At 56.6% G+C, this 11,919-nt stretch carries 23 protein-coding genes; 22 read left to right on the top strand and 1 reads right to left on the bottom strand.

The features are described from left to right. The 11 genes from C8265_RS05410 to C8265_RS05360 all read left to right on the top strand — a co-directional run. A partial coding sequence (locus C8265_RS05410; RefSeq protein ID WP_240610984.1) for an EF-Tu C-terminal domain-related protein occupies window positions 1–642 on the top strand: 642 nt, incomplete at its 5' end. Between the two features lie 158 nt (window positions 643–800). After that, complete coding sequence (gene rpsJ, locus C8265_RS05405; RefSeq protein WP_108482940.1) at window positions 801–1,112, top strand: 30S ribosomal protein S10; 312 nt, start codon at window positions 801–803, stop codon at window positions 1,110–1,112. Window positions 1,113–1,124: 12 nt separating this feature from the next. Then, window positions 1,125–2,006, top strand: coding sequence for a 50S ribosomal protein L3 (gene rplC, locus C8265_RS05400; protein ID WP_108482997.1), 882 nt, complete (start codon window positions 1,125–1,127; stop codon window positions 2,004–2,006). Beyond that, window positions 2,003–2,623, top strand: a complete 621-nt coding sequence (gene rplD / locus C8265_RS05395) for a 50S ribosomal protein L4 (protein ID WP_108482939.1) — start codon at window positions 2,003–2,005, stop codon at window positions 2,621–2,623. The genes rplC and rplD overlap by 4 nt, the downstream gene beginning before the upstream one ends. Further along, entirely contained in the window at window positions 2,620–2,916 is a 297-nt protein-coding gene (locus C8265_RS05390; protein WP_108482938.1) for a 50S ribosomal protein L23, read from the top strand. The genes rplD and C8265_RS05390 overlap by 4 nt, the downstream gene beginning before the upstream one ends. Before the next feature lie 158 nt (window positions 2,917–3,074). Continuing rightward, window positions 3,075–3,917 carry a 50S ribosomal protein L2 gene (gene rplB / locus C8265_RS05385; RefSeq protein ID WP_108482937.1) on the top strand — a complete coding sequence of 281 codons (843 nt, stop codon included), beginning with the start codon at window positions 3,075–3,077 and terminating at the stop codon, window positions 3,915–3,917. A 3-nt stretch (window positions 3,918–3,920) separates the two neighbouring features. After that, a complete protein-coding gene (rpsS, locus tag C8265_RS05380) occupies window positions 3,921–4,199 on the top strand; it encodes a 30S ribosomal protein S19 (protein WP_108482936.1) in 279 nt (92 codons plus the stop codon). Further along, window positions 4,196–4,588, top strand: coding sequence for a 50S ribosomal protein L22 (rplV, locus tag C8265_RS05375; RefSeq protein WP_108482935.1), 393 nt, complete (start codon window positions 4,196–4,198; stop codon window positions 4,586–4,588). The genes rpsS and rplV overlap by 4 nt, the downstream gene beginning before the upstream one ends. Continuing rightward, window positions 4,588–5,295 (top strand): 30S ribosomal protein S3, encoded by a 708-nt coding sequence (gene rpsC / locus C8265_RS05370; protein ID WP_108482934.1) that lies wholly within the window; start codon window positions 4,588–4,590, stop codon window positions 5,293–5,295. Before rplV ends, rpsC begins: the two co-directional genes overlap by 1 nt. A gap of 12 nt (window positions 5,296–5,307) precedes the next feature. Then, the gene (gene rplP, locus C8265_RS05365) at window positions 5,308–5,721 is read left to right on the top strand and encodes a 50S ribosomal protein L16 (protein ID WP_108482933.1); all 414 of its coding nucleotides are present in this window, start codon (window positions 5,308–5,310) and stop codon (window positions 5,719–5,721) included. A gap of 99 nt (window positions 5,722–5,820) precedes the next feature. Further along, on the top strand, window positions 5,821–6,441 hold the full coding sequence (locus C8265_RS05360) for a TIGR02466 family protein (RefSeq protein ID WP_108482932.1): 621 nt from the start codon (window positions 5,821–5,823) through the stop codon (window positions 6,439–6,441). Here C8265_RS05360 and C8265_RS05355 read toward each other — a convergent pair. After that, window positions 6,438–7,157 carry a lysozyme family protein gene (locus tag C8265_RS05355; protein WP_240610983.1) on the bottom strand — a complete coding sequence of 240 codons (720 nt, stop codon included), beginning with the start codon at window positions 7,155–7,157 and terminating at the stop codon, window positions 6,438–6,440. The two genes, C8265_RS05360 and C8265_RS05355, sit on opposite strands and share 4 nt — an antisense overlap. Before the next feature lie 207 nt (window positions 7,158–7,364). On the opposite strand from C8265_RS05355, the gene rpmC reads away from it, so the two are divergent. From rpmC to rpmD, 11 genes are all read left to right on the top strand, one after another. Beyond that, window positions 7,365–7,571 carry a 50S ribosomal protein L29 gene (gene rpmC / locus C8265_RS05350; RefSeq protein ID WP_108482996.1) on the top strand — a complete coding sequence of 69 codons (207 nt, stop codon included), beginning with the start codon at window positions 7,365–7,367 and terminating at the stop codon, window positions 7,569–7,571. Window position 7,572: 1 nt separating this feature from the next. Continuing rightward, window positions 7,573–7,803: a 30S ribosomal protein S17 gene (gene rpsQ, locus C8265_RS05345; RefSeq protein ID WP_108482930.1), complete on the top strand. Its 231-nt coding sequence runs from the start codon at window positions 7,573–7,575 to the stop codon at window positions 7,801–7,803. Window positions 7,804–7,875: 72 nt separating this feature from the next. Further along, window positions 7,876–8,244 (top strand): 50S ribosomal protein L14, encoded by a 369-nt coding sequence (gene rplN, locus C8265_RS05340; RefSeq protein ID WP_042456818.1) that lies wholly within the window; start codon window positions 7,876–7,878, stop codon window positions 8,242–8,244. A gap of 2 nt (window positions 8,245–8,246) precedes the next feature. Then, window positions 8,247–8,552, top strand: coding sequence for a 50S ribosomal protein L24 (gene rplX, locus C8265_RS05335; RefSeq protein ID WP_108482929.1), 306 nt, complete (start codon window positions 8,247–8,249; stop codon window positions 8,550–8,552). Then, window positions 8,552–9,115, top strand: a complete 564-nt coding sequence (rplE, locus tag C8265_RS05330; protein WP_108482928.1) for a 50S ribosomal protein L5 — start codon at window positions 8,552–8,554, stop codon at window positions 9,113–9,115. Before rplX ends, rplE begins: the two co-directional genes overlap by 1 nt. Before the next feature lie 17 nt (window positions 9,116–9,132). Next, window positions 9,133–9,438 carry a 30S ribosomal protein S14 gene (gene rpsN / locus C8265_RS05325; RefSeq protein ID WP_108482927.1) on the top strand — a complete coding sequence of 102 codons (306 nt, stop codon included), beginning with the start codon at window positions 9,133–9,135 and terminating at the stop codon, window positions 9,436–9,438. 13 nt (window positions 9,439–9,451) lie between these two features. Then, window positions 9,452–9,844, top strand: coding sequence for a 30S ribosomal protein S8 (gene rpsH, locus C8265_RS05320; protein ID WP_108482926.1), 393 nt, complete (start codon window positions 9,452–9,454; stop codon window positions 9,842–9,844). Between the two features lie 11 nt (window positions 9,845–9,855). Beyond that, a complete protein-coding gene (gene rplF / locus C8265_RS05315; protein ID WP_108482925.1) occupies window positions 9,856–10,389 on the top strand; it encodes a 50S ribosomal protein L6 in 534 nt (177 codons plus the stop codon). Window positions 10,390–10,400: 11 nt separating this feature from the next. Then, window positions 10,401–10,760: a 50S ribosomal protein L18 gene (gene rplR / locus C8265_RS05310; protein ID WP_108482924.1), complete on the top strand. Its 360-nt coding sequence runs from the start codon at window positions 10,401–10,403 to the stop codon at window positions 10,758–10,760. A 129-nt stretch (window positions 10,761–10,889) separates the two neighbouring features. Further along, window positions 10,890–11,480, top strand: a complete 591-nt coding sequence (gene rpsE / locus C8265_RS05305) for a 30S ribosomal protein S5 (protein ID WP_108482923.1) — start codon at window positions 10,890–10,892, stop codon at window positions 11,478–11,480. An 11-nt stretch (window positions 11,481–11,491) separates the two neighbouring features. After that, window positions 11,492–11,680: a 50S ribosomal protein L30 gene (rpmD, locus tag C8265_RS05300; protein ID WP_108482922.1), complete on the top strand. Its 189-nt coding sequence runs from the start codon at window positions 11,492–11,494 to the stop codon at window positions 11,678–11,680. Window positions 11,681–11,919 lie beyond the last annotated feature (239 nt).

The following is an 11,919-nucleotide window of genomic DNA, read 5'->3' as shown; positions in this document are numbered from 1 at the left end:
CCTGAAATCGGCGAAGAGTCGATCAAGGCCCTGATGGCCGCTGTCGATGATTTCATCCCCACGCCTGAGCGTGCAGTGGATCAGCCGTTCCTGATGCCGGTCGAGGATGTATTCTCGATTTCGGGTCGTGGTACTGTTGTGACCGGCCGTGTCGAGCGTGGCGTGATCAACGTTGGCGACAGCATCGAAATCGTCGGGATCCGCGACACCAAGACCACCACCTGTACCGGTGTTGAAATGTTCCGCAAACTGCTGGACCGTGGTGAAGCTGGCGACAACATCGGCGCGTTGCTGCGCGGCATCGACCGTGACGGCGTTGAGCGTGGTCAGGTTCTGTGCAAGCCCGGATCGGTCAAGCCCCACACCAAGTTCGAGGCAGAAGCCTATATTCTGACCAAGGAAGAAGGCGGTCGTCACACACCGTTCTTTGCCAACTACCGCCCGCAGTTCTACTTCCGTACCACGGATGTGACCGGCACGGTTGTCCTGGCCGAAGGCACAGAAATGGTCATGCCTGGCGATAACGTGTCGTTCGGTGTCGAGCTGATCGCCCCGATCGCCATGGAGCAGGGCCTGCGTTTCGCCATCCGCGAAGGCGGCCGCACCGTCGGCGCAGGCGTCGTGTCAAAAATTACTGAGTGATTTTTGAACAAGGTGGGTTGCAGGGGATCGCAAGATAACCCAATACCCACCTTCTCGCCCTTCTGGGTGCATGCCCAATAAAGATTAAGGTTCGACGTGGGGGCATCAATTCCGGTGCCTCCACCTCTCAATCTCAAAAGCCGCGAAAGGCAATTGCAATGGCCGCTAGCCAAAACATTCGCATTCGGCTCAAGGCGTTCGATTACCGCGTACTGGATGCCAGCACGCAGGAAATCGTGAACACCGCCAAACGGACGGGCGCCACAGTGCGCGGCCCGATTCCGCTGCCGAACAAGATCGAAAAATTCACCGTTCTGCGTGGTCCCCACGTTGACAAGAAATCTCGTGATCAGTTCGAAATCCGCACGCACAAGCGTTTGTTGGATATCGTTGACCCGACTCCGCAAACCGTGGACGCGCTGATGAAGCTCGACCTGGCGGCCGGTGTCGACGTCGAGATTAAGGTATAAGGAGCGATGGATATGTTGCGCTCTGGCGTTATCGCAAAAAAGGTCGGCATGACCCGCCTTTTCATGGACGACGGGAAACAGATTCCCGTGACCGTCCTTCAACTGGACAAGCTGCAGGTCGTGGCGCAGCGCACGATTGAACGGGACGGTTATACCGCCGTTCAGTTGGGTGCAGGCACAGCCAAGGTCAAGCGGACAACCAAGGCAATGCGCGGCCACTTTGCCGTCGCCAAGGTTGAGCCGAAGCGGAAGATCGCGGAATTCCGCGTCGCCGCCGAGAACCTGATTGGTGTGGGTGAAGAAATCACTGCGAACCATTACTTTGAGGGGCAGTTCGTCGACGTGGCGGGCACTTCGATCGGTAAAGGTTTTGCCGGTGCGATGAAACGCCACAACTTTGGTGGTTTGCGCGCCTCGCACGGTGTGTCGGTTTCGCACCGCTCACACGGTTCGACCGGTCAGTGTCAGGATCCAGGCAAGGTGTTCAAAGGCAAGAAGATGGCCGGTCACATGGGTGCTGCCCGTGTTACCACACAGAACTTGCAGGTTATTCGCACCGATGCCAACCGTGGCCTGATCATGGTCAAAGGTGCGGTTCCCGGTTCCAAAGGCGGCTGGGTCACGATCAAGGATGCGGTGAAGAAGCCCACCCCGGAAAACGTAATCTACCCCGCCGCGCTGAAATCTGCCGCTGAAGAAGCCGAACGTCTGGCCAATGAAGCCGCCGAAGCCGCCGCAGCCGAAGCCGCAGCCGCCGAAGAGGCAGCAGCAGCCGAAGCCGCAGCGCTGGAAGCAGCAGCCTTGAAAGATGCGGAAGCCGAAATCGAGGCTGACAAGGCCGAGGCCGGTGACCAGAGCGAGACTCTGGACGAGAAGAAGGAAGGCGACCAATGAAACTCGACGTGATCAAACTGGACGGCGGCTCGGCCGGATCGGTCGATCTTGGCGACGAGATCTTCGGTCTGGAGCCGCGCGCAGACATTCTGCACCGCGTCGTCCGCTGGCAGCGCAACAATGCGCAGCAGGGCACCCACAAGGTGAAAACCCGCTCCGAGGTCAGCTATTCGACCAAGAAGATCTATCGCCAGAAAGGCACCGGCGGCGCCCGCCACGGCGCACGTTCGGCACCGATCTTCCGGTCGGGTGGTATCTACAAGGGGCCAACCCCGCGTAGCCACGGCCACGAACTGACCAAGAAGTTTCGCAAACTTGGATTGAAGCACGCGCTTTCGTCCAAGATGGCGACCGGCAACCTGGTTATCATCGAAGATGCGGCCTTGGCCGAGATCAAAACCAGTGCATTGGCAAAACAGATCGCGAATCTGGGTTGGAAGCGCGCGCTGGTCATCGACGGTGCCGAGGTGAATGAAAACTTCGCCCGTGCCGCCGCCAACATCGACGGTCTGGATGTTCTGCCCAGCATGGGCGCAAACGTCTATGACATTCTCAAGCGTGACACGCTGGTCATCACCAAGGCCGGTCTGGAAGCGCTGGAAGCGAGGCTGAAATGAACGCGAAACCGGAACATTACGATGTGATCCGCAAGCCGGTCATCACTGAAAAAGCCACAATGGCGTCTGAAAATGGCGCCGTGGTGTTTGAAGTGGCGATTGATTCGAACAAACCACAGATCAAGGAAGCTGTGGAAACCTTGTTTGGCGTAAAGGTGAAGGCGGTTAATACCACCATCACCAAAGGCAAAGTCAAACGCTTCCGGGGCATGCTGGGCCGTCGTAAAGACGTGAAAAAGGCCTATGTGACCTTGGAAGACGGAAACACGATTGACGTTTCCACAGGTCTCTAATAGCTGAACACCAACGATGAGGCCCCGGATTCGATCCGGGGCCGATTGTTTTGGCATATGGCGGGTACTCTGCCTTATGCCGTGCGTCGGGGACCTGCGGGGCCCTTTATAACAGACAGGTCTGGAGACAGGCCGCAAAGCAAACGGAAGACACAAGCATGGCACTCAAGTCGTATAAGCCGACGACGCCAGGCCAGCGCGGGCTGGTGCTGATCGACCGTTCGGAGCTTTGGAAAGGACGCCCTGTAAAAACTCTCACCGAGGGTTTGAGCAAGAATGGCGGCCGGAACAATACCGGACGGATCACGATGCGTCGTATCGGTGGAGGCGCAAAGCGTCTTTATCGTATCGTCGATTTCAAGCGGAACAAGATGGATGTGGCGGCCACCGTCATTCGCATCGAATATGACCCGAACCGGACAGCTTTTATTGCGCTGATTTCCTATGATGATGGTGAGCAGGCTTATATCCTGGCGCCTCAGCGTCTTGGCATCGGTGACAAGGTGATTGCATCGGCCAAGGCCGATATCAAGCCGGGCAATGCGATGCCGTTTTCGGGCATGCCGATCGGCACGATTGTTCATAACATCGAGATGAAGCAAGGCAAAGGCGGACAGATCGCCCGTGCTGCCGGCACATACGCCCAGTTTGTGGGTCGTGATGGTGGCTATGCGCAGATCCGTTTGTCATCGGGTGAATTGCGTCTGGTTCGCCAGGAATGCATGGCCACTGTTGGTGCGGTATCAAACCCCGACAACAGCAACCAGAACCTGGGCAAGGCCGGTCGCAACCGCCACAAGGGCATTCGCCCATCGGTGCGCGGTGTCGTTATGAACCCGATCGATCACCCCCATGGTGGTGGTGAAGGCCGGACATCCGGTGGTCGTCACCCGGTTACCCCATGGGGCAAACCGACCAAAGGTGCGAAAACCCGTAACAAGAACAAAGCGTCGCAGCGGCTTATCGTCCGTTCGCGCCACGCCAAGAAGAAGGGGCGCTGATAGATGTCGCGTTCTGTCTGGAAAGGCCCGTTCGTCGATAGTTTTGTGCTTAAGAAAGCCGAAGCGACTCGTGAATCCGGTCGTAAAGAAGTTATCAAAATCTGGTCGCGTCGTTCGACCATTCTGCCCCAGTTTGTGGGCCTCACCTTTGGCGTGTACAACGGCAAAAAGCATATTCCGGTCAACGTGTCCGAGGATATGATTGGCCAGAAGTTTGGTGAATATTCGCCAACGCGTACCTATACCGGTCACGCCGCCGATAAGAAGGCGAAGCGCAAATGAGCAAGGAAAAGAACCCCCGTCGCGTGGCCGACAATGAGGCCTTTGCGAAGGCCAAGATGCTGCGCACAAGCCCTCAGAAGCTGAACCTCGTTGCTCAGTTGATCCGTGGCAAGAAGGTTGAAAAGGCATTGTCCGATCTGACCTTCAGCAAAAAGCGGATTTCGGCTGACGTAAAGAAGTGCCTTCAGTCGGCGATTGCCAATGCGGAAAACAACCACAACCTCGACGTGGATGAGTTGATCGTGGCCGAAGCCTATGTCGGCAAGAACCTGACCATGAAACGCGGTAAGCCCCGTGCCCGTGGTCGGTTTGGCAAGATCGTCAAGCCGTTTGCCGAACTCACCATCAAGGTGCGCCAGGTCGAAGAAACAGCCGGGGAGCAGGCGTAATGGGACAGAAAGTAAACCCGATTGGCATGCGCTTGCAGGTCAATCGCACTTGGGACAGTCGTTGGTACGCTGATACCAAGGATTACGGCAATCTGCTTCTTGAAGATATTCGCATGCGCGAGTTCATCAAGAAAGAATGTGCACAGGCCGGTATTTCCAAGGTGATCATCGAACGTCCGCACAAAAAGTGCCGCGTTACAGTTCATACCGCACGCCCAGGCGTCATTATCGGCAAAAAAGGCGCCGATATTGAGACACTGCGCAAAAAGCTGGCGGCAATGACCGACAGTGATCTGCACCTCAACATCGTCGAGGTTCGCAAGCCCGAACTTGATGCCGCTTTGGTGGCCGAAAGCATCGCTCAGCAGCTTGAGCGCCGGGTTTCGTTCCGTCGTGCGATGAAACGTGCGGTGCAGAATGCGATGCGCATGGGATCCTTGGGTATTCGGGTGAATTTGGCCGGCCGTCTTGGTGGTGCCGAAATCGCGCGGACCGAATGGTACCGTGAGGGCCGTGTGCCTTTGCACACTCTGCGGGCCGATATCGATTATGCCGGATATGAGGCAAAGACAGCCTATGGCATCATCGGGATCAAGGTCTGGATTTTCAAAGGCGAAATCATGGAGCATGATCCGTCGGCGCATGATCGTCGGCAGGCCGAGCTTCAGGAAGGCCCCGCGCCCCGTGGCGCTGGCGGTCGGCGTTAAGGAGTAACGGAAATGCTACAACCAAAACGCACAAAATTCCGCAAGATGCACAAGGGCCGCATCCATGGCGACGCAAAAGGCGGGTCTGACCTGTCGTTTGGCACCTATGGTTTGAAGGCTGTTGAGCCCGAGCGGATCACCGCCCGTCAGATCGAAGCCGCGCGTCGTGCCATGACCCGTCATATGAAACGGCAAGGCCGCGTCTGGATTCGGATTTTCCCGGATCTGCCCGTCACCTCAAAGCCCGTCGAAGTGCGGATGGGTAAAGGTAAGGGGTCGGTTGATTTCTGGGCGGCCAAGGTGAAACCCGGTCGGATCATGTTTGAGATTGACGGTGTTACCGATGCTGTCGCACGCGAGGCCCTGCGCCTGGCCGCGATGAAGTTGCCGATCAAGACGCGCACTGTGATGCGCGAAGATTGGTAAGAAGCGGCGCGCCATGAGTGGCGCGGCCAAGTAATCAGAAGGCCCCCGCTGCAATATGCGGGGGCTTTTGTTTTTCTCCACCTGATCAGGCGATTTACTATGGCAAATATATCCTCATTGTTTGTGACACGACTGTACCACGCGGCGCTTTCATCCCGTGGTAAACCGATTGATACCGCCGAACTTGAGGCGTCGTGTCTTTCGATTGCCGAAGATGATGAGGCCGGTCAGAATTGGTGCGAGGAAAACCAATTTCCGGGCTACACCAGTTATGCGTCGCTGTCGGATCTGCCGTGGCGGTTTTCGATCTTCAAGGATTTGCAAAAGGCGTTGGATAAACATGTGGCGGCCTTTGCCGAAGATCTGGCCTTTGATCTGGGCGATAAAAAGCTGCAACTTGAAGATCTGTGGATCAATATTCTGCCCGAAGGCGGGATTCACACAGGCCATCTGCACCCCCATTCGGTGATCAGCGGCACAACCTATGTCGCGATGCCCGAAGGGACCAGTGCGATCAAATTCGAAGATCCGCGTCTGGCCATGATGATGGCCGCGCCGCCGCGCAAGGCAGACGCCAAGGCAAACCGGCGTACCTTTGCCTATGTGGCGCCCGACGTCGGAGATGTCCTGTTATGGGAAAGCTGGTTGCGCCATGAGGTGCCGATGAACATGGCACCCGAAGATCGGATCAGCGTCAGTTTCAATTACCGCTGGGGCTAACCGCTCAGAATATTGCGCATCTCTGCTTCATATTGGTCCCATGTGAGGGCCGCCTTGTTGCCGGCATACCCGTGATAATAGGATTTTCCGGTCGCGGTCGGGAGACCCGCCCAGATCTTGGCCAGGTTGTTCATGAAGGTCTTGCGCGTCATCAGGCCGGATTGCGCGGCATGCAGGCCAGCCTGACCCAACAGGATATCGGCAAGCTGATCTTGAACATCTGGCGAGAAACGCGTGGTTTCGCGCAGCCCCAGTTGTTTCACCAGACTGCGCAGAGTTTTTGGGATGAATTGGTACCGCCCGATGGCGTGGGGTTGCCCTGGCGTGGCATCAATCCATTGGTTGATTTCTGCGAGCGTCATCTGCGTCGGGGGTTTGGTGGGTTTTATCCTGGCCCCGTGCTGAACTGCATCATAGCCATCGCGGCGACTTTCGGCATATTGGATCAAATCGCGTAGTTTTTGAACTGCGGTGCCGCGTGATTTAACCGAAGGTGGTAAATCCGGTGTCAGCCGAGTGGGCAGAGGCGCGAACAAACTTCCGGCGGTGTGGCCGGTAAACAGGCTTGCGCCAATCCTGCCCGCCCCATTCTCGGCACGCACCTGTATCAAGGCGCCGGTGGGCGCGCGCAACAGGGTGCGCCCGGGCGCCGTGAACATTTCTGCCCAGGCAATGCATGGCACAAACGCCAACAGGATAATGGCCAAACGGATCATCGTACTACTCATTCTAAGCCTGCGATGACCGCACATTGGGGCAAACAGGTTGCCAAAACCTGAATCCGGCAAAGAAAGTGGCAAATCGCAAGGGCAGGGGTTGTGCAATGGGGCGCGGGGGGGTAAGCGAGCACCTTATCATCCACTCCACCGGAATCAGGGTGACGCTTTTGGCGGCCAACCGGTGATGTTGAAAGGAATATGGCGATGGATGCCACAGAACTGCGAAGCAAAACTTTGGACGAGCTGAAAGCACAGCTTGCCCAATCAAAGAAAGAGGCATTTAACCTGCGCTTTCAGCAGGCGACAAGCCAATTGGAAAACACCGCCCGCGTGCGCACCGTTCGTCGTGACATTGCCCGCGTGAACACAATTTTGAACGAAAAAGCGGCCGCTGCCGCAGCGGAGGCGTAAGATGCCCAAACGTATCCTGACAGGCACCGTCACATCCGATGCCAACGCCCAGACCATCACCGTATCGGTCGAGCGTCGCTTTACCCACCCCGTTCTGAAGAAAACGATCCGGAAATCGAAGAAGTATCGCGCACATGATGCCGAAAATGCCTTCAAGACCGGCGATCAGGTTCGCATTCAGGAATGCGCCCCGATGAGCAAGACGAAACGCTGGGAAGTTATTGTTTCTTAAGCAATACATCCCGTTTGATCGAAACCCTGGGGAAACGGCGACCAACGCCCCCCAAAGGTCAGGAGAAACCACATGATCCAGATGCAGACCAATCTGGATGTTGCTGACAACAGCGGCGCTCGCCGTGTTCAGTGCATCAAGGTCTTGGGTGGTTCCAAGCGTAAATACGCATCCGTTGGCGATATTATTGTCGTCTCGGTAAAGGAAGCCATCCCACGCGGTCGCGTGAAAAAAGGTGACGTTCGCAAGGCCGTCGTCGTGCGCACCGCCAAGGAAGTTCGTCGTGAAGACGGGACTGCGATTCGTTTTGATCGCAACGCCGCCGTCATTCTGAACAACAACAACGAACCCGTTGGCACCCGTATCTTCGGCCCTGTCGTGCGCGAATTGCGCGCCAAGAGCTTCATGAAGATCATCAGCTTGGCTCCGGAGGTTCTGTAACCATGGCTGCAAAACTGAAAAAAGGCGACAAGGTCGTCGTGCTCACCGGCAAGGACAGGGGCAAAGAGGGTGAAATCACCCAAGTGTTCCCCGCCGCTGGTAAAGCCGTGGTTGAAGGCCTGAACATGGCCATTCGCCACACCAAGCAGTCGCAGACAAGCCAGGGGGGCCGCGTGCCCCAGGCAATGCCGATCGCATTGTCAAACCTTGCGTTTGTTGATGCCAACGGCAAAGCCACCCGCGTCGGATTCCGCATGGAAGACGATAAAAAGGTGCGTTACGCCAAGACCACGGGAGACGTGATCTGATGCTGGATACCGCAAATTACACCCCCCGCCTTGAAACGGTGTACGTGGATACAATCCGCGCCGCCATGAAGGAAGAGTTCGGGTATAAGAACGACATGCAGATCCCGCGTCTGGATAAGATCGTTCTGAATATCGGCTGTGGTGCCGAAGCCGTGCGCGACACGAAAAAAGCGAAATCAGCCCAGGAAGACCTGACGCTGATCGCTGGCCAGAAGGCGATGACGACATATGCCAAGAAATCCATCGCGGGTTTCCGGGTACGTGAAGACATGCCTTTGGGTGCAAAAGTCACGCTGCGCGGTGACCGGATGTATGAATTCCTCGATCGTCTGATCACCGTGGCAATGCCGCGCGTGCGTGACTTTCGCGGTGTGCCCGGCAAAAGCTTTGATGGGCGTGGCAACTATGCCATGGGCCTGAAAGAGCATTTGGTGTTCCCCGAGATCAACTTTGACAAGATCGACGAGAACTGGGGCATGGATATCATCATCTGCACGACTGCGGATACCGATGCCGAAGCCAAGGCGCTGTTGAAGCATTTCAACATGCCGTTCAACAGCTGAGCCTGGGAGAGAACACGATGGCTAAAAAAGCAATGATCGAACGCGAGAAGAAGCGCCAAAAGCTGGTGGATCAATTCGCCACCAAGCGTGCCGCGCTGAAAGAAATCGCAACTGACGAAAGCAAGCCCATGGAAGAGCGTTTCAAAGCGCGCCTGAAGCTTGCCAAATTGCCACGCAACTCCAGCGCGGTGCGTCTGCACAACCGCTGCCAGCTGACAGGCCGCCCCCACGCTTACTATCGTAAGCTGAAGGTCAGCCGTATCATGCTGCGGGAACTTGGCTATATGGGCCAGATTCCGGGCCTTGTGAAATCCAGCTGGTAAGGAGGAGTATAGTATGAACGATCCTATCGGCGATATGCTCACCCGTATCCGCAACAGCCAGATGCGCGGTAAATCCACGGTTCTGACTCCGGCGTCGAAATTGCGCGCTTGGGTTTTGGACGTTCTGGCCGACGAAGGTTACATTCGCGGCTATGAAAAAGCCACCGGCAAAGATGGCCACCCGGCGCTGGAGATCAGCCTTAAGTATTACGAAGGCACTCCGGTTATTCGCGAGATCAAGCGTGTTTCGACGCCCGGTCGACGCGTGTACATGGGCGCCGAAAATCTGCCTTCGGTTCGCCAGGGTCTGGGTGTCTCAATTGTCTCCACGTCTCGCGGCGTGATGTCGGATGCGAATGCACGCAGCGCCAATATTGGCGGCGAAGTGCTTTGCACCGTATTCTAAGGAGCGTTTGAATGTCTCGTATTGGTAAAAAACCAGTTACCCTGGGCGACGGCGCAAGCGCCTCAGTCTCGGGCCAGACCATCGAAGTGAAGGGGCCGAAAGGCACCCGCACGTTCACCGCAACCGATGATGTGACAATGACTGTTGAAGACGGCAGCATTTCGATCACACCCCGCGGCACGTCCAAGCGGGCGCGCCAACAGTGGGGCATGACCCGTTCGATGGTGGAAAACCTGGTCACGGGTGTCACCACCGGTTTCAAGCGCGAGCTTGAAATTCAGGGTGTTGGCTATCGTGCCGCGCTGCAAGGCAAGGTTCTGCGCCTCAACCTTGGGTATTCCCATGATGTTGAGTTCGAAGTTCCCGAAGGTGTCAGCGTCGTGGTTCCCAAGCCCACGGAAATCGTGCTGGAAGGTATTGATCAACAGCTTGTCGGTCAGGTGGCTGCAAACATCCGCGAATGGCGCAAGCCCGAGCCCTATAAGGGCAAAGGTATTCGTCACAAGGGTGAGTTCATCTTCCGCAAGGAAGGCAAGAAGAAGTAAGGACGCGAAAAATGGCAAACAGCAAAAGAGATCTGTTTCTGAAGCGCCGCCTGCGCGTCCGGAACAAACTGCGGAAAATGAACGCCGGGCGCGTTCGTCTTTCCGTACATCGCAGCAACAAGAACATCAGTGTTCAGTTGATCGACGATGTAAAAGGCGTAACTTTGGCTTCGGCTTCTTCCCTCGAGAAGGATCTGGGCATTGTGGGCAAGAACAACGTTGAGGCCGCCGCGAAAGTAGGCAGCACCATCGCCGAACGTGCGAAAGCCGCCGGTGTTGAAAACGTTTACTTTGATCGGGGCGGTTTTCTGTTCCACGGTAAGGTCAAAGCCTTGGCCGATGCGGCCCGCGAAGGCGGTCTGAAGTTCTGATATTGGCGGCCCCGGTTTGAATCGGGGCCGTTTCACATGAAGGCGGCCAATGTCGCCTCGATGATCCGGGGGTTCGCCCACTTGGATTGTGCAATTCGCCCGTTTGGGCACATCGTAAGGAGCCTTTGAATGGCAAGAGATGACAATCGTGGTGGCGGTCGCCGCAACCAGCGCGACGAAACCCCCGAATTTGCCGATCGCCTTGTTGCGATCAACCGTGTGTCCAAAACGGTAAAAGGCGGTAAGCGCTTTGGTTTTGCGGCCCTCGTGGTGGTTGGTGATCAGCGTGGCCGTGTCGGATTTGGCAAAGGTAAAGCCAAGGAAGTACCCGAAGCGATCCGCAAAGCCACCGAGCAGGCCAAGCGTCAGATGATTCGCGTACCTTTGCGCGACGGTCGCACATTGCACCATGACACCCATGGTCGCCACGGTGCGGGCAAGGTGTTCATGCGCACCGCACCCCAGGGTACCGGCATCATCGCCGGTGGTCCGATGCGTGCCGTGTTCGAAATGCTGGGCGTTCAGGACGTTGTCGCGAAATCTTTGGGGTCGCAAAACCCTTACAACATGATCCGCGCAACCATGGACGGTCTGACCAACGAAGCAAGCCCCCGTTCGGTGGCCCAGCGTCGTGGTAAGAAAGTGGCTGATATCCTGCCCAAGCACGACAACCCAACCTCGGCCATCGCCACGGCCGAAGCTGAAACCACAGACGCATAAGGAGCCCTGTCATGGCAAAAACCATCGTCGTCAAACAGATCGGTTCCCCGATCCGCCGCCCCGAAGTTCAGCGCAAGACGCTGATCGGTCTGGGATTGAACAAAATGCACAAGACCCGCGAATTGGAGGATACACCTTCGGTCCGCGGCATGGTCAATGCGATCCCGCACATGGTGAAAATCATCGAAGAGCGCGGTTAATCGCTTTTCCGTTCCGGCATTGATAAACGGCGCTCATTGATTTGGGCGCCGTTTTACGTTGTGCGATTGCTACCAATGGTTCCGGTGCCTCTGGCAGGCGTTTTACGATTTCAGACCTTGGCGTGCGGCAAAGAGCTACTTGAACCACATCGTCAGCTGGTCTATACGCCCTCGGTGGCCATCCGGGCCATGATTCACGCAAAGCCGTGGCCGTGCCGCTCCCGTCGCTGGGGGCATGC

Source organism: Oceaniglobus ichthyenteri (assembly GCF_003057885.1).
Taxonomy (GTDB): Bacteria; Pseudomonadota; Alphaproteobacteria; order Rhodobacterales; family Rhodobacteraceae; genus Oceaniglobus; species Oceaniglobus ichthyenteri.
Note: the sequence above shows the minus strand (reverse complement) of the source record. Positions and strands in the feature narration are given on the sequence as shown.